Source organism: Citrobacter sp. EC_71 (genome assembly GCF_019584005.1).
Taxonomy (GTDB): Bacteria; Pseudomonadota; Gammaproteobacteria; order Enterobacterales; family Enterobacteriaceae; genus Citrobacter; species Citrobacter werkmanii.
This window is the reverse complement of sequence record NZ_VDAY01000015.1, coordinates 1-23,569: the sequence shown is the minus strand read 5'-3', so window position 1 is coordinate 23,569 and position 23,569 is coordinate 1. Positions and strand designations below refer to the sequence as shown.

Below are 23,569 nucleotides of genomic sequence, written 5' to 3'. Positions count from 1 at the left end.
CGTAGACCTGATTAGCGCAGCGCCATCAGGCAATTTGCATCAGTTCTTTTTCACAAACTCTGATTTCAGCTTCATTGGGCCAAAGCCATCGATTTTGCAATCGATGTTGTGGTCGCCTTCCACCAGACGAATGTTTTTTACTTTGGTACCGATCTTCAGCATTGAAGAGCTACCTTTTACCTTCAGGTCTTTCACTACGGTAACGCTGTCGCCGTCGGCCAGCAGGTTGCCGTTGGCATCTTTAACGATGAGTTTGTCGCTGTCCTGAGCCGGTTCAGCATCGTTCCATTCGTGAGCGCATTCCGGGCAGATGAACATGCCGTTATCTTCGTAAGTGTATTCGGAGTTGCATTGTGGGCAGTGTGGTAATGACATGTCGATTTCCTCAAAAGTCAGCAGGGGCAAATGCGCCCAAAAAATGGCAGATTGCCGAAAAAGGCCGCAATTATACATAAAATCCCTGCTTTTGTCGGGACTACTGCGCGATAAAGCAAAATGATCTGCTGTAAAGATCCTTTGCTTTCACATCAATGAAGTATGGCGCAATATTTTTTAAGGGAAATTGCTACCCAAAGTTATTTAAGATAAGGTGAGGCGAAACAACTGATATTCATAGGTAACATCACTTACGGGCGTCTACGTCCTGATGATTGAATATCTCCTGCCCCCTTAATTTTAGTAGGGGAATTCAGCAGGTATTTTTTAAAACTGAACTACGCTGTTTATCTTTCTTACTTATTACATAAGTGAGAGGCATCAGGCCAGCGGTTATATGCCTAATTTATTTTAATAATATCAATTGGTTGTTTCGATTTTAATTATTTCCACACGTAATTATAAAAGCCGAAAATCTATAAATAAAACGATCAGGCTAAATAAAAGTTATGCTATTTGCGTTAAGGAAAGATTTTCCATGCACACACAGACAATATATGAATTAAGTCAGGAAGCTGAACGCTTGCTGATGCTCTCTCTTGAACATCTCCGGCAATTACAAAAATTGCCCATCACGTCGTTGGATGATGTCGCGCTGCAACATGGGGAGCATAGCAGACAGGTTGTTCAGCCCCTGCATTTCAGCGTGCGTGGCATGGATGTCCAGCAAGCAACCCTCAATAATGAACTGCGCAAGATTACGCGTCTGGAAATGGTGCTGGCCATCGTTGGCACTATGAAAGCGGGAAAATCGACGACGATTAACGCGATTGTCGGCACAGAAGTTTTACCTAATCGCAATCGCCCGATGACGGCGTTACCGACGCTTATTCGCCATACGCCGGGGCAGAAAGAGCCGGTGCTGCATTTTTCGCATGTCGCGCCGATCGACGCCTTAATGAAAGTTTTACAGCAGCGTATGCGGGCATGCGATCGCCAGCGTCTTACGCAGACGCTGGAAATTGATAAGGATATGAACGTCCTGCTGCAGCATATTGAAAGCGGCGTGGCATTTGAACGGTATTATCTTGGCGCCCAGCCTATTTTTCATTGTCTTAAAAGCCTGAATGACCTGGTGCGTTTGTCAAAAGCGCTGGAGGCTGATTTTCCTTTTGCCGCCTATGCCGCGATTGAGCATATTCCGGTTATCGAGGTCGAATTTGTCCATCTGGCCGGACAGGCAAGCTATCCGGGGCAATTAACGCTACTGGATACGCCGGGGCCGAACGAGGCCGGGCAACCGCACTTACAAAAAATGCTGAATGAACAGCTGGCGCGGGCTTCAGCGGTACTGGCAGTGATGGATTACACCCAACTGAAGTCGATTTCCGATGAAGAAGTCCGTCGGGCGATTATGGCGGTCGGGAAATCAGTGCCGCTGTACGCGCTGGTCAACAAATTCGATCAGAAAGACCGCAACAGTGATGATGAAGAGCAGGTGCGGGCCTTGATTTCCGGCACGCTGATGCAAGGCGGAATCACCCCTGAGCGGATCTATCCGGTTTCCTCAATGTGGGGCTATCTGGCGAACAGAGCGCGTCATGAGCTAACCACCCGTGGGCGGTTGCCGGATCATCAGGTGCAACGCTGGGTACAGGATTTTGCCGAAGCGGCGCTTGGCAGACGCTGGCGTACCACCGATCTTGAGGATACGGAGCATATCCGTCATGCCGCCGATTTACTGTGGGAAGATTCGCTGTTTGAACAGCCGATCCAGAAAGTGATTCATGCTGCTCACGCCAATGCCTCGCTGTATGCGCTACGTTCCGCGTCGCATAAGTTATTGAACTATGCGCAAAGCGCGCACGAATATCTGGAGTTTCGCGCCCATGGATTAACGGTGGCCTATGAAAAACTGCGGCTGAACATTACGCATATTGAAGAGGATATGCAGCAGTTACAGGTGAGCCAGGGGCGAGTGAGCGATGAAGTTAACCATGAGGTAGAACTGGCGTTGGCGTCTGCCGCGGCCTATCTCAATGAGCAACAGACTGAGATTCTGTGTGGCATCAATACGTTTTTTGTCAAAGAAAACGTCCTGATGATGTCACCGCACGGTCAGGGATCAGGCGCTATAACGGCTGAAATGGCGGGTGAAATGCTGGTGCTGCATGATGAAGGGCAGGCAAAAATTGTCTTAGATAAAATGCGCTCGTCCTGTGAAGGGGTATTGCTGGCAGCGCAGGAGAGTATTAGCCGGGATTTAGCGCTACGTTTTGAGCAGCTTGAGTCGACCCTGTCCCGGGCTCTCAATGACGCTATGCACCCCATTGAATTGCGGGTGAAAGAGGAGCTGAATCACGCCGGATTTCGTGCGCGGATCCGTTTTCCTGCGTTTCATGCGGCGATGTTTAACTTCAATACCCGCCAGTTGTTCAATGAGGCCATTGAGCAGGATATTCCGGCGGAAAATGCGTCGACTACTGGCGGTGTGGTGCGTGACACTTTCTCCCGTTGGCTGAACCAACCCAACTGGGGGTGGAATGATTACGTCGCAACAAAAACGCGTTATCTCATTGATATGGGCGCGCTGCACAAGAGTCTTGTGCATTACGTTACCCAGTTTTGCCAACAAATTCGTAAAGCTTTAGTTGCTCAGGTCGATATTTCCGTTACGGCAGGCATGGCCACGTTTTTTGCTGATTTTTCACTGTGTCTGGCGCAATTACAGGCGAGCCTGCGTGAGAGCCTGACTCTGCGCCAGCAAAATGAGTCTGCGGTGAATGCGTTGAATGAACAATTGCAGCATCGCATTACGATGGCGGCATGGCTTTATGAAGATTCCCGCTTGCTGCGCGACGATATCAACACCCTTTTTGCAACTGAGCACACATGACTAACGTGTTACTGGAAGGCCCCGGGCGGACGCTGGAGTGTGTCTACCCGAAGTTTATGGTCGATCTGGTTCAGGGAGATGAAACCAAACGTTCCGGCGGTTTTCTGCAACAGCAGCAGCGGTTGCGTGCACGCCTGACGCAGGAGGTGCTATCCCAGACGCAACTGAGTGCGTGGGTGATGGCGGGCGTGTCCAGCGAGCACCTGGTGATGCGTCTGAAGCTGGTGGAGAAGCTGGCGGGCATGATCGATCCAGGCCATCTGGCGCTGGTGCGCATCGCTGAAGGGCTAATGTTTTTGCAACAGACCGAACATCCGCGGGGGCTGTCCACCCCCGGTCTCATACAGCAGATAAATTCGCTTATGGACGGGTTCACTCAACGCGGCGCGTATAAGGAGAAGGCGTTGACGCAACGCGGCCTGACGGTTCAGGCGGGTGAACACAGCGAGCAAATTTTTACCCGTTGGCGAGCTGGGGCGTATGACGGCTGGTCGTTACCCGGGCGCTGTTTTGTCGCGCTGGAAGAACTGCGCTGGGGCGCTTTCGGTGACGCCTGCCGGTTAGCGAATGCCGATGTGGTCTCAATGCTTAAAGACAATCTGCGCATCATGGCTGCTCAGACGCTGGCAGACAGCGTGAATGCGGCGCCCGCTACGCGTCATTATTATCATCATTGGCTCAGCGCGCCGACGGTCGGCGGCTCGGGCGAGCACAACGATATGTTGAGTTGGTTAGGCGACTGGTGTGATGCGCAGCGCCATCCGGTGAGCTGGTCTGTGACGCAGCGTTGGCAAAATGTGGCGTTGGGAATGCCGCGATTATGTTCGGCAAAACGTCTGGTTGATGCGATGGTTGAGGAGATTTTTGCACCGCCCCCACTCATCAATTGAGCAGGGACGGTCAGTGAGGCTAAGGCAGAGTTAGTGGTGCAGAGTATCTGCCGGGGTTGCCACCGTCTCGTTGGCGACCAGGTTTTTATTAAAGCGTTTGGCATACAGCGCGGTGATAATCGGCACCAAAATGGCGGTGACAATCACGCTGGCAGCAACCAGCGCCGTGGCGGAGGCGGCAACCGGTTCAAATGCCGGGTTAATCTGGGCGATAATCACCGGGTTTGCCACCGCAGCGCCTGCAGCAGAAGAGGCGGCAACACCTGCCGTACCGTTCCCGCCACCGATAACGCGGTCAGCAATAATCAGCGGGATACCGGTGATAACGATAACCGCGACACCCAGCAGAATACCCAACAGACCGGTATCAACGATGACGCTCAGGTTAATGGTATTGCCCAGCGCAAAGCCGAAGAACGGGATTAGTACCGGCGTGGCTTTGCTGAAGAAAGAACGTAGATCGTGATCCAGGTTGCCCAGCGTAAAGCCAATCAGGAACGGTAATACCGCGCCGATAAAATGGTGTGGCTCGAAGGAGGCCAGGCCCGCAGAACCCAGGATCACCATCGTCATCAACGGACCGGATTCCAGAGACATTAATACAAATGCGCCGGACTCTTCTTTCGTTCCGTACTGGTTCATCAGGCTGGCGTACAGACCACCGTTGGTCATATCCATCGCAGAAACAATTGCCAGCACCGAAAGTCCCGCAAAGAACCCGGTTTGAATTCCGGTATCAGGAATAAATGACGCGGCTATCATTGCCACTACCCACGCCACGGCTATTTTGGTGATGACCAACGTACCGGACTTACGTAATACTGTACCGGTTGCCCGTAAATCAATAGATGCGCCAATACAAAAAAACCACACCGCCAGGATAGGCACCGTTCCGCTGATCATGCCTTTGGTAAACGATCCGAAATACGCGCCAGTATCGGGAGCCAAGGTATTTAACACTGCGCCTAATAACAGGGGAATCAACATCATTCCGCCGGGGATGCGTTCAATCGTGGCTTTAATTTTCATAAACGTCCTCATATCTTGTCGCAGGCACTATATGCGCAAGGAGTTAAAAATTATTAAATTCAAATGGTTACTAAAATTTCTTAACAAAGGTAATCGCTATCTCTTTGTTTTATAGAATCTAACGCGGCATACGTTGAGCGTGTTACTGCTCCCAGGGATATTGCGTCTGGAATTAGTTTGCATTCATAGGAACATTGATTCAATCAAAATAAAACGATGTTTTAGTTATCTTCATCACATATTCCGCGCAAAAGTTCTCAAGCGCTCTGATTATTAAAAAAGCTGTGATCTTTTTGTGAAGTGATTAGGTGGTTTTTTTTGCTAGCAGAATAATAGTGACCGCTGTGATTGTTGGTGCAATAAAGCGATTTATTCTTGTATTTAATTGTCAGTAAATCGCAAGCATGACATGTAAAAAAGTTGACTCAGAATGACCTTATTTACGCAGGTTGACGAAATGAAATACCATGTGTGAAGTTGATCACAAATTTAAACACTGTTAGGGTAAAGAGGTCATTAACCGCCCAATCAGGCGTCAACAGGTTCGGTTGTACTGCTCGTTTCCAGCCAGTGTAAGTAAACCTGCTACGCTTGTTACAGGGATTGCGTCTGTGCATTCCCCGCTCGGCGATGACCTTAGCGCATGTTGCGTTAGGAGCGTCGAACTGTGCGCGACAGGGCTAAGTCTAAGAGGACTGGTATGCTAAAAAGGAAAAAAATAAAACCCATTACGCTGCGCGACGTCACCATCATTGATGACGGAAAGTTGCGAAAAGCCATTACCGCGGCGTCGTTAGGTAATGCGATGGAGTGGTTTGATTTTGGTGTTTATGGGTTTGTTGCTTACGCATTAGGTAAAGTGTTCTTCCCGGGGGCTGACCCCAGCGTGCAGATGGTTGCCGCGCTCGCCACCTTCTCTGTTCCCTTTCTGATTCGACCGCTTGGCGGATTGTTCTTCGGTATGCTCGGCGATAAATACGGTCGTCAGAAGATCCTCGCTATCACCATTGTGATTATGTCGATCAGTACCTTCTGTATCGGTCTTATTCCCTCGTATGCCTCGATTGGTATCTGGGCGCCGATTCTGCTGCTTGTATGTAAGATGGCACAGGGATTCTCGGTCGGCGGAGAGTACACCGGGGCATCGATTTTTGTCGCGGAATATTCGCCTGACCGTAAGCGTGGATTTATGGGGAGCTGGCTGGACTTCGGTTCGATCGCCGGGTTTGTGTTGGGCGCGGGCGTGGTGGTTCTGATTTCAACCATTGTCGGCGAGGAAAATTTCCTTGAGTGGGGCTGGCGTATTCCGTTCTTCCTGGCGCTGCCGTTAGGGCTGATTGGTCTGTACCTGCGTCATGCGCTGGAAGAGACGCCGGCGTTCCAGCAGCACGTTGATAAACTGGAACAGGGCGACCGTGAGGGTCTGCAGGAAGGTCCGAAGGTTTCGTTTAAAGAGATTGCGACCAAACACTGGCGCAGCCTGTTGGCGTGTATCGGTCTGGTGATTGCCACCAACGTTACCTATTACATGCTGCTCACCTATATGCCGAGCTACCTGTCGCATAACCTGCATTACTCTGAAGATCACGGCGTGCTGATTATTATCGCCATTATGATTGGTATGTTGTTTGTGCAGCCGGTGATGGGTCTGCTCAGCGACCGCTTCGGTCGTCGCCCGTTTGTGATTATGGGCAGTATTGCGCTGTTTGTGCTGGCCATTCCGGCATTTATCCTAATTAACAGTAATGTCATCGGCCTGATTTTTGCCGGGCTGCTGATGCTGGCGGTGATCCTCAACTGCTTTACCGGGGTGATGGCTTCAACGTTACCGGCGATGTTCCCGACGCATATTCGTTATAGTGCGTTGGCGGCGGCGTTTAATATCTCGGTCCTGGTTGCGGGTCTGACGCCAACCCTGGCTGCCTGGCTGGTGGAAAGTTCGCAGAATCTGATGATGCCTGCTTATTACCTGATGGTGATTGCGGTGGTTGGTTTAATTACCGGTATCACCATGAAAGAGACCGCGAATAAGCCACTGAAAGGGGCGACGCCTGCCGCTTCGGATATTCAGGAAGCGAAAGAGATCCTCGGTGAGCACTACGATAACATCGAGCATAAAATCGAAGATATTGATCAGGAAATTGCGGAATTGCAGCTTAAGCGTTCGCGCCTGGTGCAGCAGCATCCGCGTATTGATGAGTAATCAGCTCTCAGGCCTACAGGTAGCGTTGTACTCAGTAGGCCGGATAAGGCGTCAACTGTCGTCCGGCGCATTATGGTGATCTATCATAGCGACTTAAGGTTGGCTTAATATCTTTCAGGCAAACTCTCCTTCATAGTTTCGGAGGAGAGTGTCATGAAAACCCGCATTTATGAAAGTTTGACTGCCCTGTGTAGCGTACTGATCGTCAGCAGCTTTTTGTACGTATGGGTGAGTTCTTACTGAGCTTTCGCTAATTCCACCCAGGCGCGAGTGCCGCTCGTTCCCTGACGATTCTGCAAATAGAAATGCCCGTGATGTAGCTGGGTGATCCGACTGACAATGCTCAGCCCCAGCCCAATGCCGCCAAAACGGCTATCCATCCGCACAAACGCTTTGCTTAACTCCCCGCATTTACTTTCATCAATGCCTGGACCTTCATCTTCGACGGTCATGACGGCGTCATGCTCGGTATTCAGGCCGATCGTAATAGTAGTGCCTTCCGGACTGTAACGATGCGCGTTTTCTACCAGATTGCGCAGCAGCATGCGTAACAGCGTTACATCACCACGTACGACAACGTCCGCCGCGCTTTGCGGGAGGAGCAGCGTCTGCTGGCGCTGGTCCAGCATGGTGCTGAGTTCGTCATAGGAGGGTAGAATCACGTCCTCCAGCAGTTTGACATGTTGGTAGCTTCCGGCCGAAAACGACTGTCCGACGCGGGCGAGTTGCAGCAGTTGCGACACGCTGTCCATCATTTGGTCAAGGCGGGCAATTAACGGCGAAACGTCGACTTTATGGGTTTTGGATAATAATTCCAGATGCAGGCGAACGCCTGACAGCGGTGTGCGCAGTTCGTGCGCGACATCGGCGGTAAATAAGCGTTCGTTTTCGATAGTGGTGGTCAGCCGCGTCACCAGCTCGTTGAGCGCTGAGACGACCGCCTGTATCTCAACGGTTGAACTGTGAATTTCAATGGGGGCCAGGTTATCGGCTGCCCGCGCTTCTAACTCTTTTTGCAGATCGGCAAGGGGACGGGTAATACGTCGCACCGCCTGGTAGCAAATCAGCAGCGTCAGGCTGACCATAAAGATGCCGGGGACGATCAGGCTGGCGATAGCCTCGCGGATCTCATGCATGATGTGGCGATCGTTGTTACGGTTATCGCGCAGCGCCTGTTCGAATAACTGTATTTGCTCGGTACTTTCGTGCCACAACCAGAAGGTGCTAATGAGCTGAAAGACCAGCAGAATTAGACCGATCGTCAGTATTAACCGTTGGCGAAGAGGGAGAGGTCGTTTTAGATATTGCAGCAGCTTCACTTAGCTTTCCTCAGTGGCGACCAGCATATAGCCAAATCCCCTGACCGTGCGGATACGTGATTTCCCCACTTTATCGCGCAGATTATGGATATGGACTTCCAGCGTATTGGTCGACGGTTCGTTATCCCAACTGTAGATGTCGTTATACAGAATTTCCCGGTGAACAGGACTGCCTGCCTTGAGCATCAGACGCGACAGGAGCGCGTATTCTTTCGGCGTTAAGATAATCTCTTGCCCGTCCATCCACACCTGGCGACGACCGATATTCAGCGTCAGGTTACTGACAATTAATTCGCTTTCACCCTGATTGTTATGACGACGCAGCAGCGCCCGGATGCGGGCGTGCAGTTCTTCCAGCGCGAACGGTTTGACCAGATAGTCATCGGCGCCCACGTCCAGCCCGCTGACCCGGTCTTTTACCGTATCGCGGGCGGTGAGGATAAGCACCGGTACGGTGTATTTTTTCTGCCTGACCCGGTTCAGGAAGTGCAGACCGTCTTCATCCGGTAAACCCAGATCCAGAACCACCAGACTGTAATGTCCGGTCTCCAGACATTGCTCCGCTGCCCGGGCCGTTGATACACCGTCGCAGGCATAGCCTTCCGTTTGCGCGGCGAGTATCAGTCCCTGTAATAACAACGTATCGTCTTCAACAATCAGAATTTTCATTCGCTTAGCCTCCCCGGCAGGGTTGCAGAATATCATCTGCCGCCTGATATTTCTGTGTTTGCACGCCCGTTAATCCCAGCAGGGTCGAGAACAGATTATCCTGTGAGAAGTCCTCTGAGCTTGCTCGTTTTTGCAAACATGTCTGAGAGACCTGATAGCGTTGCTGATAATCTTCTGAGAGCCACAGCAGCATCGGCACATGTTTTTGTGTATCTGGTGCAATCGAATACGGCAGGCCGTGCAAATAGACGCCATTTTCCCCTAAGGATTCGCCGTGATCGGAAAGATAGACCAGGCTGGTGGTAAAATTATCCTGATGCTCTTTCAGTATATTGATTGCTTTATCAACAATATAGTCAACATATAGAATCGTGTTGTCGTACGTATTGACCAGCTGTTGCTGGGAACAGGTCTGGATCTCGTTGGTGTCGCAGGTTGGCGTAAATTTCTTGAACTGCGCAGGATAGCGGTTGTAATAGGTCGGACCGTGGCTGCCGATGGTGTGCAGCACAATCACGCCGTCGCCTTGCAGATTATTAATGTACTCTTCCAGCCCGTGGAACAGGACGTCATCATAGCATTCACCATCAATACACTGTCCTGGCAGGTTCAGCTTAGTCATATTCTGGTGCGGCACCCGATCGCAGGCTCCTTTACATCCACCGTCGTTATCATTCCACAGCACGCTAATTCCCGCCCGCTGAATGATGTCGAGTACGCCTTCCTGATGCTGAGCCAGTTCTTCATCGTAATGCGCGCGCGGCATATCGGAGAACATGCAGGGCACAGATACCGCCGTGGCCGTACCGCAGGACGTCGTGCGCGGGAAATAGACCACATTATCTTTTTCCAGTAGCGGGTTGGTCTGGCGCGCATAGCCGGACAGGGAGAAGTTGTCGCCGCGGGAGGTCTCGCCGAGAACCACAATTGTCAGGTTTTTACGCTTTTCTTTGACCATCAACGGATTGCGATGCGCATCTTCGCCAATGCGTACCAATGGCAGGTGGGCCAGCCTCTGGTGCGAATACCATGATGACGTCGCCACAATGCTGTTGGATGGGCTGAGGGATTTCACCAGTTCTTTGTTGTTGCGAAACAGTGAGGCGTAATCTTTATAGAAGAACGCGGCGACCAGTACGATCAGCAGCGCGGAAATCAGAATGTTCGCGCCACGGAACAACACGCTACGCAGCGCTGGAGTAATAGGCTTGATTCTTACCCAGCAGGCAATGAGCGCGGCCAGAATACCGCTCACCCCGAGCGTAATTACCATTCGTGGCGTCATCAGGGCGAAGGTTTCGGCGGGTGTGGTGTCCATCATATTGGCGATCATCGAGCGGTCGATGATGATGCCGTAGGTCATGATGAAATATTGAGCCGATGCGCCAACCAGAATAAAAACGCACGCCACCAGGCGGTTAAGCCACAGGAATGAGGCCAGCGTCAGCACGATGTTCATGACGCTGAAAGCGACGACTGGCATCGATAAAAACACCAACACGTTGCGCACAGAATCCAGGGGCAGGTCTTGCAGCACTTGTTTATAGAACGCAATGTTCAGAAAAGTCGCAAGATAAAATGAGAGCAGCAGAAGCCAGCTGATTAACCCGAGAGTGGGTCTTTTAAACAGGTGCTTTAACATTAAGGGGGATTCCATCGACTAAGTGGGGCAGATCCTCTCAAAGTAAAATTAAGCCAACCTTAAGTTCTTAAGATTGGCTTTTTGCAGGATGGGGCTATTCACCAGTGCCGCTTGCGTTAACTATTTTTTACCGGGGCATCTAATGGGTAGGGGTTTTTATGGATCCGGTTGTAGTTAAGCGCGTACAGCGCGGTAATAATCATCAGCGTGACGAACGACCACATCACCTCTTTGGCGCCAGAACCGATAACTGCCCAGATGCAGTAGACAAAGGCGATAAAGGTTACCGCCAGATACAGCGGGCGCGCTTTGCCGAAGTGACCATGACCGAGCAGCAACAACGCGGCACAGGTGTACAGATATGGCACCAGCGTGAAGATGACCGAAACCGAAGAGACCAGACCAAACTCTTTTGCGGCGTTCGGCGACATGCTGCTGAACTGGAAAATGGTCATCAGGATGCCGACGATAATTAACCCGGCCACCGGGGTACCGGCTTTGTTAACGCGGGCAAAAATCGGCGGGAACAGACCGTCATCGGCCGCCGCTTTGGCGGTTTGTCCGGCCAGCAGCGTCCATCCGCCCAGTGAACCAAGACACCCGGCAGCAGCGCAGAAGGAGACGATAGCGCCTGCGGTGTCGCCCAGCGCCATTCTTGCGGCATCACCGAACGGCGAGGCCGAAACACGTAGCGCAGCGTTAGGGATCATCCCCATAATCGCCGTTGTGGAGAGCACGTAGCAAACGGCGGCAATCAGCACCCCGCCAATGGTGGCGATAGGCACATTACGTTTAGGATTTTTAACCACGCCTGCCGCGACGGAGGCACTTTCCACCCCGATAAATGACCATAAGGTCACGTTCAGGGTGCTTTGAATTGCGCCGAAGGTATTCATACCGCTGACGTTCCAGGCCGCCATATAGGTTTCACCGCGGAACCAGAACCAGCCGAAGACGGCAATCCCAACAATCGGCACCAGCGCCAGCACCGTTGCGACGGCCTGTACACGGGTGATCATTTTCGGGCCGACAATGTTCAGCAATACGAAGATCCACAGCACCACGACACAGGTCAGCGTCAGGACCAGCGGATCTTTTAAGATGGGGAAGAAGTAGCTCAGGTAACCGACGCCAATGACCACCATGGCGATGTTACCAATCCAGCAGGCCAGCCAGTACAGGACGTTAGTCTGGTAGCCTAAAAATGGACCGAAGCAGCGGCGGGCATAAGCATAAGAACCACCGGGACTGGAGTCTAAGGACGACATTTTTGCGTACACCATCGACAGTGCCAGAGCACCGATAATCGTGACCAACCATCCGTAGATTGCAATCCCGCCAGTTGACGCAAGGTTTGCGGGCAGCAGGAATACACCGGAACCCATAATATTCCCCGACACCATAAGGGTGACGGGGATTAAGCCCACTTTGTGAGCATCAGCATCCGTCGACATATTTTTTAACTCCTGATAAGGATAAATGACGGACTTATCATACCTCTTCAAAAGACTATTTTATGATGACGGAGCTGGGGTATCGCTAATGCTGATATTATTATGGCTTATCGCTAACTGATTAAAACTCAGGCAGCGGATGGCTCCCGATATTGACTAACATAATGCAGTGGCGTCATCCCATAAAACTCTTTGAATACGGAAATAAAGTATGAGGTACTGTTATATCCGCACAGTTGAGAGACCTGGGAAATGTTTTTCTCGTCCATCAGGAGTTGATTGACGGCATAACGCATGCGACATGTGGTAATTATTTGGCTATAACTTGTATTTTCACTTTTGAGTTTTTTCTTTAACAAACTGGGACTCAGGCATAAGCAACTGGCGACCATGCTTAAATTCCAGTCTTTGTGTATGTCGCTCTCAATAATGTGATAAACGCTGTCGCTGATACGACTACGCAGCATATGCATGAGCAAAGAGATAAATTTTTTGCTGTCAAGAAAGCGGGATAGCACCGTGAATAGTAGTGAGCGTGTGCGCTCTCTTTCGCCTTCATCCCCTGTTTCCATTACGCTATGTTGGGCGGCCACCCGGAAGACATCCGGCGTCAGACAGGTAGCGGTGATCACTGGGTTAGCACTCCGCTGCCAGAATGGGATCTGTGAAAGGTCCTTATTTAAAAAACGCAGATAGTCTTTAATGATATCGCGGCTGATATGTACGACCTGTGCGTTATTAAGTGATGAGAAATCGATAATATTGTTATCACATGCCACTAATGCCATATGATTAGCTTTTAAACTGATGGCTTCTTTACCGTTAATCCTTAACCAAACATCCTTCTCTGTTAATACCACAACACACGCTTCTTTGCTGCAAAGTCTCATACCCAAACTCCAGGAATATGACATAAACTACCGTAACTCACCATGGGCAAGAAATAACCGGCAAATGAAATTGTGTGATGAATCAAGACAAGCGATAAAATAGCGATATTTAGATTAATTACAATATCTGTAGGGATTATTGCCGTGTACATAAATTTTTACGCAAGTGGCAACGTACAATTTTCGTATAAAAAAAGCGCGGGGTGGTCCCGCGCAAAAAGGTATGACAATGTTATTGTTTTGCAGCAATACTCAGGAATTACTCAAGCATGACATGTCATCCTTCAAATCGGACTATCTAAAAAAGACATTATGCTTTCACGCACATGACGTGATACACACCGTCAATAATTTCCGTTCCTTCGGTTTCATGTTCAAATCCAGGGAAGTGGTGGTCCCAGGACTGCAACGAACGTAGATAACTAATCTGCGGGCTGTTAGCATCGCCAAAGTTTTCCCCGGACAACAGCATCGGAATTCCTGGTGGGTAAGGAATCACGGAGTTCGCTGCTATACGGCCCTGCAGATTTTCAATGGCCACCATCTCAACGTTATTGCTGACTATCGCGTTATAGGCTTCACGCGGTGTTATTTCAGCAACAGGCAGGCCGGAGTAGGCTGCATTGAGACGGCTGCCAGGGTTGTTCTCTTTCAGCCAGGCAAACATGGTGTCGCCAAGATCGTGAATGCCCATGTTTGCGTAAGTGTCTGGATGTTCCTCCACCAGTTCAGGCATTACCTGTGCAAGCGGAGTATTCGCATCGTAGTGATGTTTGAAAGAGCACAACGTGTTGATCAGTGTGCCCCATTTCCCACGGGTAATCCCCATTGAGAACAGGAACATAATCTGGAAGTCGGTGGTACGAGTCGGCACGATACCGTGACGGCCAAGCCAGGCGGTGACCAGTGCAGCTGGAACACCGGTCTCTTCCAGTTCGCCATCGTCGCCCATACCCGGCGCCAGAATACTGACTTTAATCGGGTCCAGCATGCTCCAGTTATCCGGCAGGTCTTTAAACCCGTGCCAGGATTCGCCCGGACGCATTACCCAGCAATTCTGGTCAGTGGTCAGGAGTTGGGTTGGCGCATCGGCAAAGTCATAGGTTTTGCCGGTCTGCGGATCGGTTACCACCTCTTTGTTCCATGGTTTGAAGAACCAGTCGCCTTCGGCGGTGAATTCTTTGTACAACCGTGCCATGGCCTGGCGGAAATCGACCGCTTCGTCGATCACTTCCTGGGTGAGCGACAGGCCGCTGTTACCGTCCATCATGGAAACCGCCACATCGTTTGAGGCGCAGATGGCATACAGCGGAGAGGTGGTAGCGTGCATCATGTACGCCTGGTTAAAGCGGGAGAAGTTCACGGCCCCACGACCTTCACGGACGTGGATATAAGATGCCTGAGAGAGCGCATTCAGCAGTTTGTGAGTCGAGTGGGTGGCAAAAACGGTAGGGCCGTTATGATCGCCCGGCGCGCCACGCATGGCGTAGTGGTCGGCATAAATTGGGTTAAAGCGGGCATAGCCGTACCAGGCCTCATCGAAGTGGATACGATCGCTGGTTTGCGCGAGCAGGTCCTGCGCCTCTTTTGCGTTGTAGCAAACGCCGTCATAGGTACAGTTAGTCACGACGCTGTATGACGGTTTTTGTCCGGCTTTGCCTTTTGTCAGTGGGCTTTCACTGATTTTTTTCTGCAATGTTTCAGGCTGCATTTCCTGCGGATAGATAGGCCCGATAATGCCGTAGCGGTTGCGGCTAGGCACCATGTATACCGGTTTTGCCCCAGTAAGGATCAGCCCCTGTTCAATTGATTTATGGCAGTTGCGATCCAGCACCACGACGTCGTTGTCGGTCATACAGGCTTGCATGATGGTGCGGTTAGAGCCGGAAGTCCCGACCACCACGGACCAGGAGCGGTCAGCCCCAAACACCCGGGCGGCATATTTTTCGCTCTCGCCAAATGCGCCAGTATGATCCAGCAGTGAACCCAGGGAGGTGCGTTCGATACCCATGTCGGTACGGAATAAGTTTTCACCGTAGTAGTCATGATAGAAACGACCGGCTGGGGTTTTGGTAAATCCGACGCCGCCCTGGTGGCCAGGCGCTGCCCAGGAATATTCATGGATGTCGCCGTATTTCATCAGCGCGCTGAACAGCGGCGGCAGAAGCTGCTGGCGGTAACGGGTCATTGCCGCCACGGCGCGCCCGGCGATAAAGTCTGCGGTATCTTCCAGAATCCAGGCGAATTCATCGACAAGCTCCAGCAGGTCGCGATCCAACGATGCAGTGGCTTTTTCGCGATCGCCCAACAGGAAAACGGGAACGTTTTGCTGGCGCTCGTGGAGCTTGCCGATCAATTGCCTGACATTCAGGTGCTCATCTTGTTGTTCCATTTGATAGCTGAACATCAGGCAATCAATGGCTTCATTTGCGGCGAGGATGGCGTAACCATCGTCGAATGAGGTGGACTTAATGACGGTAACATTCTGGCGGCTTAATGCGTCAGCCAGGCGTTCGACAGCGCTACCGACCCAGGTGTCCTGATGCAGAAACTCACTTTCAACAATTAATACTTTCATCATCTTTTACCCGGTTGTGGAAAGGTTGCAATTTATGGATTGCAGACACACCGTATGAATGTGACGCAGGCAAGTATTATCCTGAGAAAATGGGCTGTAAAGCGGGTGAAAAACAGTCTGTTTTGTATTTTATATGTTTTTAAACAATGAGTTATGCTGTGTTGAAGGCGAATTTTAACCGCCGTTTATCGACAGGGGGACTATTTTTTTGGCTGATACTGATATTGCTGAATGGCAAGCATACAGGCCGGATGCGCATCAGCGACATCCGGTAATGATTTCATTCAGTTGGCGGTGACTAACCCATAATGGCGCAGTTGCTTGCAATGCGTCCTCGCCAATAAAATCACGGTGGTTAAGGCCCCAAGCAGGGCGCAAAACATATCGGATTGGGTATCCCATGGGTCGCCCTGCGTGCCGAGAAAATCATCAGCTCCTTGACCCATTGCCAGCGCCGCCCACCATTCGATCAGCTCATAGGTCGCGCTAATCGCCAACGCCACGCAGCAGACTAAAAATGCCAGCATTTTTCGGCCACGGACAATATTACCGCGCACTAAAATCTCTCTTGCCGTCAGCGCTGGCACCAGCCCCTGAAAGAAGTGACCCAGCTTGTCATAGGGATTACGACTGAGATCCAGCCATTCCTGAACCTGAAAACCGACGGGGACTTTGGCATAGGTATACATACCGCCGACCATCAGAATGATGGCGTGAAAGAAAATTAGCGTGTAGAGCAGCGGCGTCAACGGGTAGCGCTTTACGGTAGTCAGCAATAACGGTATGACGATAATGACCGGCGTGACTTCCATCAGCCAGGTGATTTTCTCAGTGGCACAGATGCCGGTGTAGATAAGGATCAGCGCCAGAATCAGCGCGCCAGTGTGCAAAATTATGGGGTTCAGGGTGCGGAGCATGGTGAATTCACACGTAATGGAAAAGATCACTATTCCCTGTGAGCAGGAAAAATTCAACGCCAGTAAATGGGGGGATTAAGGTGGCCCGGGGGGATCGCTGGACTGACGCCAAAAGTTTAGTGTCAGTCCAGTGCCGGGCCGAATAGGTTACTTCGCGCAGTTAGCGCATTGTTTGCTGACGATTTGCTGGAAGAAATCGTTGCCTTTATCATCGACCAGGATGAACGCCGGGAAATCTTCTACTTCGATTTTCCAGATAGCTTCCATACCCAGCTCCGGGTATTCCACGCATTCCAGATGCTTAATGCTCTGCTGCGCCAGTACCGCTGCCGGTCCGCCGATGCTGCCTAAGTAGAAACCGCCGTGTTTGTAGCAAGCGTCTGTCACCTGCTGGCTACGGTTGCCTTTTGCCAGCATGATCATGCTGCCGCCGTGTGACTGCAACAGGTCTACATAGGAGTCCATACGACCCGCGGTGGTTGGCCCTAAAGAGCCGGACGGATAACCCGCAGGTGTTTTGGCCGGACCCGCGTAGTAGATCGGATGATCTTTCACGTACTGCGGCAGGCCTTCGCCGGACTCAATACGTTCTTTTAGCTTCGCGTGGGCGATGTCACGACCAACAATAATCGTGCCGCTCAGTGACAGACGGGTAGAAACCGGATACTGCGAAAGCTGGGCGAGGATCTCTTTCATCGGGCGGTTAAGGTCGACTTTAACCACTTCGCCTTCGCCAGCCTGGCGCAGAGATTCTGGGATATATTGGCCTGGGTTATGTTCCAGTTTTTCAATCCAGATCCCTTCGCGGTTAATTTTGGCTTTAATGTTACGGTCCGCGGAGCAGGAAACGCCCATACCGACCGGGCAGGACGCGCCGTGGCGAGGCAGGCGGATCACGCGGATGTCATGCGCGAAGTATTTCCCGCCAAACTGAGCGCCGAGGCCGAGTTTCTGTGCTTCGATCAGCAGTTCCTGTTCCAGTTGCAGATCGCGGAACGCCTGACCGTGAGCATTGCCTTCAGTCGGCAGTGCATCATAGTAGTGTGTGCTGGCCAGCTTCACCGTTTTAAGGGTGCTTTCCGCTGACGTGCCGCCAATGACGAATGCAATATGGTACGGCGGGCAAGCTGCGGTACCCAGCGTACGCATTTTTTCCACCAGGAAGTTTTTCAGTTTTCCGGGAGTCAGCAGCGCTTTAGTTTCCTGATACAGGTAGGTTTTGTTGGCTGAGCCACCGCCTTTGGCCACGCACAGGAATTTGTATTCGTCACCGTCCACGCTGTACAGATCTATTTGCGCAGGCAGGTTGGTGCCGGTATTCACTTCTTTGTACATATCCAGCGCCGCATTTTGCGAGTAGCGCAGGTTATCTTCAATATAGGTATTAAATACGCCTTTGGAGAGCGCAGCTTCATCGCCGCCGCCGGTCCATACGCGTTGGCCTTTTTTACCCATGATAATGGCCGTACCGGTGTCCTGGCAGGTTGGCAAAACGCCTTTGGCGGCGATTTCAGAGTTTCTCAGGAACTGCAGCGCCACGTACTTATCGTTTTCGCTGGCTTCGGGATCATGGAGAATTGAGGCGACTTGCTGTTGGTGTTCAGGGCGGAGCATGAAGGAGGCATCGTGGAAGGCTTGCTGGGCCAGTAGCGTAAGTGCTTCAGGGGCTACTTTCAGGATTGTCTCGCCTTCAAACTCGCCGACGCTGACGTGATCGGATGTCAGCAGGTAGTACTCAGTTTTGTCTTCCCCCAGTGGGAAAGCCGCCTGGTAAGTGAATTCAACTTTTGACATTTGCTTCCAGCCTTTTCATTTTTATCAGGAATTTAGAAATTCACTGTGTCTTAAGAGTGGCGTGCCGAACCAATGCGGACGGCACGCGAACTGTGATTACAGGAAACCGTACATTGCGGCGAATATCCAACCAAAGACACAGGATACGCTTACGCCGATCAAACCAGGCAGAATGAAGCTGTGGTTGATAACGAAGCGGCCGATGTGGGTGGTACCGGAACGGTCAAACTGAATAGCAGCCAGATCGCTCGGGTAGGTCGGCAGAATGTAGTAACCGTAACATGCCGGCGCCGAAGCAACGATGTACGCTGGATCAACCCCGATTGCCAGCGCGACCGGAACAATCGCCGCCAGCGCCGCTGCCTGGGAGTTTACAAACTTGGATACCAGCAGCAGAACAATTGCATAGGCCCACGGATACTCTTTCACCATATTGCCCAGCACACCTTCGATTTCTGTCATGTGCGCGCCGAACATTGTTTCGGCCATCCAGGCAATACCGTACACCGCCACAATCGCGATCATACCGGAACGGAAGACTTCGTTTTTAGATATTGAAGCGGGATTGGTCTTCGTCAGGATAATAATCAGCGCACCGGTCAGCAGCATGAACATCTGGATAACCAGCACCATGGACAGCGGTTTGCCGCTGAAGGTAGGGCGCAGCTCAGAGAATGCGCCGAGCACGGCAACAACGGCGATAGCGGCGAGGAAAATCCACATGGCCAGCCAGTTGCTTTTCGGCAGTTTTTTGTCTAACAGCGTGGCGGTGTCGCCATAAACGTAGTTGTGGTTTTCAGGGACGGAAATAAACTTCTGGAATTCTTCATCTTTATCCAGATCTTTACCACGGAACCAACTGAAAATACCGATAGCCAGTATACCCAGCAGGGTAGACGGGATGGTAATGCTGAGCAGGTCGAGGAATTCGAGATGTTTGCCTTCAAACGTCACGTTACCCAGCATGGCGACCAGTGACACAACGGCAACGGAAACCGGGCTGGCGATAATACCCATCTGCGCACCGATAGAACTCGCCGCCATCGGACGTTCCGGGCGAATATTGTTCTTAATGGCAACGTCATAAATGATTGGCAGGATGGTGTATACCACGTGGCCTGTACCACAGAGAATTGTCAGGGTGCAGGTAACAAACGGCGCGACGATGGAAACGTATTTTGGGTTACGGCGCAACAGCTTTTCAGCGATTTGCAGCATAACGTCAAGGCCGCCGGAGGCTTGCAAAGTTGCCGATGCGGCCACCACGGCAATAATAACCAGCATAACGTCTACAGGTGGTTTACCCGGCTGGAGATGGAAAACGAAAACCAGAATGACCAGGCCGATACCGCCTAATAAGCCCAGTGCGATACCACCTTTTCTGGCACCATAGAACAAACATATTAATATTATGAGAAGTTGTATACTAAATAACATTTTATTTACCCTCGCGAAAAACCCAGTCAATTTTTTGAAAAATGGATCTGTGCCACATTCTTTTTTGCCAGAATAGGCATCAAAAAATGGTCAGTATTCGATATGTCCGTATTTGCGATTAATGTTCAAATATCTGGCTAGAATGTCTTTTTAAAATTATGGCGATATTTAGCTTTTTTCTGTGGCGTTGAACAGAGGAGAGAATCCTCAGGCGATGGGAAGCATAACTGGGCATAGAGAGCTGCGGTTGACGCTGTAATTTATCTGTTTTGCGTTTTCCGCTATGGCATGAACCACCGACAGAATGAGTGAGTGGGTTATTTATGTGATCACGATCACGCCATTTCATGATGTAATGAGATTGGCATGCGGATGCTTTTATTTGCTCACAAAAATGTACGGTGTCCATGGTACGTAGCATGGTCTCCATTGCTACCAGTCTAGATTTTGTATGTCTGGTTAATTGCAGACTAATCCTTTATGGGTAAAAATACACACTCTGCGAGTTAGATAATACTTAATTAACTTTTGTTAGCGATTTTGAAATTAAAAACAGTGTGATGTTTATCAATATTGAAATATAGCGTTTGACATGCTGTATACAAATACATTTGATCTAACGCAAATTAATAAAGCGTCTGCTTCAGCCAGTAAAATAGGGATTTTTCATTATTTTAATAATTGTTACTTTCAAATAACAAATAATCCCAAAAATGTATTTATTGGCAATATTGTTTAAGCAATGAGTATTGCTCAGCCTGAACGCGGTAACGATAAACAGGTCTACCGGTCACGCCATAGTGGATGCTGGTAAATAAGATGTGACAATTAACCAGCCAGATAAGGTATTTTCGGCAAGAAACACGAGAGATATTGACCTCATTGGCCAGCTCATCCGTAGAGAACTCCTGATCCTGGTGCTCATCAATCCACTGGCACAGCGTGCGTAATGTTTGTGGCGTTAATCCTTTCGGTAAGCGACGTACTTCCTGCTCACTGGAGGAGCTGCCGTGAATCAGTTGGTCAAGCTCAGACTGTTCATAGTACTGATGCTTTTCCATCTCTGTTTTCTTATGTAGCCAGCCGGTTAGCGCTTCTTCAAAACGGGAGGCCTGGAAAGGTTTGATCAGGTAGTCAACGACACCATAGTGAAGCGAGTCTTTGATGGTGGTGGCGTCAGCGGCGGAAGAGATGACAATAACATCACACTTGCAGCCTTCGCTGTGCAGAACGGGCAGCAGATCCAGACCATTTTCTTTTTGCATGTAAATATCCAGCAAAATCAAATCGATATGATGACCGCTATGAAAGATGATCTCTTTGGCTTTCTCCAGCGTAGAGGCTGTTCCGCAGCAATGAAAACCGGAGAGTTGTGCGACATAACGACGATTTAATTCCGCTACCATTGCATCGTCATCGACAATTAAGACATTGATCATCTGCTGGCCCTCTCACCATTCCACGGTAACTGTACAAAAAATTGGGTGAAGACCCCAGGTTCAGACTCGACGGAAATATTGCCGCCAACACTTTCAACCTGCTGTTTCACAAGTGCTAAACCGACGCCTCGTTCGGTTCCTTTTGACGAGACGCCCTTTTCAAAGATGTGCTCAATGTGTTCAGGGACGATCCCCGGACCATCGTCATTCACTTCGCAATGCAACCAGCCGTGTCGATAGTGCAAGGATACGCTGATCTCGCCACCCGGTTCTTGACCTAGCGCCTCCAGGGCGTTTTCAATCAAATTCCCCAAAACGGTAATCAGCACCGCTACCTGATCTTCATTGCTGTTCTCCGGCAATTGGCTTTCATTGCTAATGACCAGACTATGGCCTAAATCAGATGTGCGATTAATCTTGCTGAGTAAAAATCCAGCGATCACCGGAGATTTTATTTTTCCTAACAGTGAGCCAATCTCTTCCTGATAATTGTTCGCGGTCTTCAGGATGTAATTTTCAAGCTGCTTATAACTTTTCAGGTGCAATAATCCCAGAATCACGTGCAATTTGTTCATGAATTCGTGGGATCGTTCACGAAGTGCGTCGGCATAGTTAACCATGCCGTCCAGGCGTTGCATCAATTTTCGAACTTCAGTTTTATCGCGGAACGTTGAAATGGCCCCGATGATTTTTCCGTTGCTGAGTACCGGAACAGTATTAATTAAGAGTAGCCGATCTTTCACCGTGATCTCTTCATCGCGGCGTGGCGTTCCGTCGCGTAGCACCTGCGAAAAATCGACCACCTGTGACCACGCGTGGCTGAGCGTTGAGAGTTGGGCATCGTCTTGTGATTTGTGGTAATCAAGCAGTTCCTGCGCCGCCTGGTTTATCAGCGTGACTTCACCACACTCGTCAACGGCAATGACACCTTCCTTTATAGAGTGCAGCATCGCCTGGCGTTGTTCGAACAGATTGGAGATTTCATACGGCTCCAGGCCAAACAGAATGCGCTTAAGGACTTTGACGAATACCCATGTGCCGAGTAACCCAACCAGAACGCCAAACAAGATGGACCAGAAGATGCTGCCGCGACTGTTATTGATCTGCTCAGTCACTCTGCTTAGCTCAAGGCCGATCGCCACCACGCCAATTTGTCGGTGATGCTCATCATAGATAGGGGTAAACACGCGCAGAGCTTTAGCCAGAAACCCACGATTAATGGCAACATTCTCTTTGCCCTGCAAAGCCAGCAAAATGTCATCGCCTTTAAATGGCTGACCGATTCGCTGCGCTTCGGGATGGGAGTAACGAATGCTTTGCATATCGGTGACGACGATGAATAAAAAATCGTTGCTCTTATTCACCGCCTGGGCAATCGCCTGAATGCCACTTTCCTCAGGTTTTTTCATTAATCCCTGACGGATCTCCGGCGAGTTTGCCAGCGTCCGCGCGACCGCAAGCGCTTTATCCGCTAACGCATTGCGCGTCATGTTGCTGATTTGCGAAAAGTAAATCAGATGAACAACAAGCAGCACTGAGAAGAGTACTGCACTGACCATGAGGATCACGGTAGTGCCGAGCTTCATCGGGCGTTTGCGTATAGCTGTATGTTGCAGTGAGTATCTCATCACGGTCCTGGAATCACGGTTTGTGCGGGTATTATTGCCTGATGGGATGCGTAATTCAAAGGTGGTAGGGATTATGGGGCTTAAGTTGTCAGTCCTTCTTCTATATATGTAGTGTGAATTGCTTTCTATATAGAGATCTCTGGACCGGTTCTCTCCACTTTTCAGCAATGCGCATCAGTAATTTTTCGGCGATTGTGGATAACTCTGTGTGTAAATGGGTATAAGGCGGGGTTTTGCTGTGGAATGCAGCAGTCAGTCATTTTTCTGCAATTTAAGGGTTGCGGGCTGAAGGAAACTCCCTATAATGCGCCTCCATCGACACGGCGGATGTGAATCACTTCACACAAACAGCCCGGTCGGTTGAAGAGAAAAACCTGAAAATGAGGGTTGACTCTGAAAGAGGAAAGCG

General features: G+C 50.4%; 17 protein-coding genes. 4 read left to right on the top strand and 13 right to left on the bottom strand.

Annotated features, from left to right (window positions below):
- Nucleotides 1–39 precede the first annotated feature (39 nt).
- Nucleotides 40–375, bottom strand: a complete 336-nt coding sequence (locus tag FHD02_RS16425) for a zinc ribbon domain-containing protein YjdM (protein ID WP_220394094.1) — start codon at nucleotides 373–375, stop codon at nucleotides 40–42.
- Between the two features lie 538 nt (nucleotides 376–913).
- On the opposite strand from FHD02_RS16425, the gene crfC reads away from it, so the two are divergent.
- Both crfC and FHD02_RS16415 read left to right on the top strand, forming a co-directional pair.
- A complete protein-coding gene (crfC, locus tag FHD02_RS16420; protein ID WP_220394093.1) occupies nucleotides 914–3,271 on the top strand; it encodes a clamp-binding protein CrfC in 2,358 nt (785 codons plus the stop codon).
- Nucleotides 3,268–4,161, top strand: a complete 894-nt coding sequence (locus FHD02_RS16415; protein ID WP_137397969.1) for a diguanylate cyclase regulator RdcB family protein — start codon at nucleotides 3,268–3,270, stop codon at nucleotides 4,159–4,161. The genes crfC and FHD02_RS16415 overlap by 4 nt, the downstream gene beginning before the upstream one ends.
- Before the next feature lie 30 nt (nucleotides 4,162–4,191).
- Here the strand turns inward: FHD02_RS16415 and kdgT are convergent, their stop codons facing one another.
- A complete protein-coding gene (gene kdgT / locus FHD02_RS16410; RefSeq protein ID WP_079225645.1) occupies nucleotides 4,192–5,190 on the bottom strand; it encodes a 2-keto-3-deoxygluconate transporter in 999 nt (332 codons plus the stop codon).
- A gap of 700 nt (nucleotides 5,191–5,890) precedes the next feature.
- Here kdgT and proP point away from each other — a divergent pair.
- Together proP and pmrR are read left to right on the top strand one after the other, a co-directional pair.
- Nucleotides 5,891–7,393: a glycine betaine/L-proline transporter ProP gene (gene proP, locus FHD02_RS16405; RefSeq protein WP_042312901.1), complete on the top strand. Its 1,503-nt coding sequence runs from the start codon at nucleotides 5,891–5,893 to the stop codon at nucleotides 7,391–7,393.
- A gap of 153 nt (nucleotides 7,394–7,546) precedes the next feature.
- Complete coding sequence (pmrR, locus tag FHD02_RS24890) at nucleotides 7,547–7,636, top strand: LpxT activity modulator PmrR (protein ID WP_038636421.1); 90 nt, start codon at nucleotides 7,547–7,549, stop codon at nucleotides 7,634–7,636.
- Here pmrR and pmrB read toward each other — a convergent pair.
- The 11 genes from pmrB to FHD02_RS16345 form a co-directional block, all read right to left on the bottom strand.
- Entirely contained in the window at nucleotides 7,630–8,712 is a 1,083-nt protein-coding gene (gene pmrB, locus FHD02_RS16395) for a two-component system sensor histidine kinase PmrB (protein WP_220394092.1), read from the bottom strand. The genes pmrR and pmrB overlap by 7 nt on opposite strands.
- The gene (pmrA, locus tag FHD02_RS16390) at nucleotides 8,713–9,381 is read right to left on the bottom strand and encodes a two-component system response regulator PmrA (protein ID WP_137365729.1); all 669 of its coding nucleotides are present in this window, start codon (nucleotides 9,379–9,381) and stop codon (nucleotides 8,713–8,715) included.
- A gap of 4 nt (nucleotides 9,382–9,385) precedes the next feature.
- A complete protein-coding gene (gene eptA / locus FHD02_RS16385; protein WP_137361363.1) occupies nucleotides 9,386–11,023 on the bottom strand; it encodes a phosphoethanolamine transferase EptA in 1,638 nt (545 codons plus the stop codon).
- Nucleotides 11,024–11,139: 116 nt separating this feature from the next.
- Entirely contained in the window at nucleotides 11,140–12,477 is a 1,338-nt protein-coding gene (gene adiC, locus FHD02_RS16380) for an arginine/agmatine antiporter (RefSeq protein ID WP_038636433.1), read from the bottom strand.
- A gap of 128 nt (nucleotides 12,478–12,605) precedes the next feature.
- The gene (locus FHD02_RS16375; protein ID WP_042312895.1) at nucleotides 12,606–13,367 is read right to left on the bottom strand and encodes an AraC family transcriptional regulator; all 762 of its coding nucleotides are present in this window, start codon (nucleotides 13,365–13,367) and stop codon (nucleotides 12,606–12,608) included.
- A gap of 310 nt (nucleotides 13,368–13,677) precedes the next feature.
- Nucleotides 13,678–15,945, bottom strand: a complete 2,268-nt coding sequence (gene adiA / locus FHD02_RS16370; protein ID WP_137370425.1) for an arginine decarboxylase — start codon at nucleotides 15,943–15,945, stop codon at nucleotides 13,678–13,680.
- A gap of 284 nt (nucleotides 15,946–16,229) precedes the next feature.
- Nucleotides 16,230–16,862, bottom strand: coding sequence for a DUF2238 domain-containing protein (locus FHD02_RS16365; RefSeq protein ID WP_137361362.1), 633 nt, complete (start codon nucleotides 16,860–16,862; stop codon nucleotides 16,230–16,232).
- 147 nt (nucleotides 16,863–17,009) lie between these two features.
- Nucleotides 17,010–18,656 carry a class I fumarate hydratase FumA gene (gene fumA, locus FHD02_RS16360; RefSeq protein WP_220394091.1) on the bottom strand — a complete coding sequence of 549 codons (1,647 nt, stop codon included), beginning with the start codon at nucleotides 18,654–18,656 and terminating at the stop codon, nucleotides 17,010–17,012.
- Nucleotides 18,657–18,752: 96 nt separating this feature from the next.
- Complete coding sequence (dcuB, locus tag FHD02_RS16355) at nucleotides 18,753–20,093, bottom strand: anaerobic C4-dicarboxylate transporter DcuB (protein WP_003031873.1); 1,341 nt, start codon at nucleotides 20,091–20,093, stop codon at nucleotides 18,753–18,755.
- Nucleotides 20,094–20,812: 719 nt separating this feature from the next.
- The gene (dcuR, locus tag FHD02_RS16350; RefSeq protein WP_042312889.1) at nucleotides 20,813–21,532 is read right to left on the bottom strand and encodes a two-component system response regulator DcuR; all 720 of its coding nucleotides are present in this window, start codon (nucleotides 21,530–21,532) and stop codon (nucleotides 20,813–20,815) included.
- Nucleotides 21,529–23,160 (bottom strand): sensor histidine kinase, encoded by a 1,632-nt coding sequence (locus tag FHD02_RS16345; RefSeq protein ID WP_137361360.1) that lies wholly within the window; start codon nucleotides 23,158–23,160, stop codon nucleotides 21,529–21,531. Before FHD02_RS16345 ends, dcuR begins: the two co-directional genes overlap by 4 nt.
- Nucleotides 23,161–23,569: the final 409 nt, after the last annotated feature.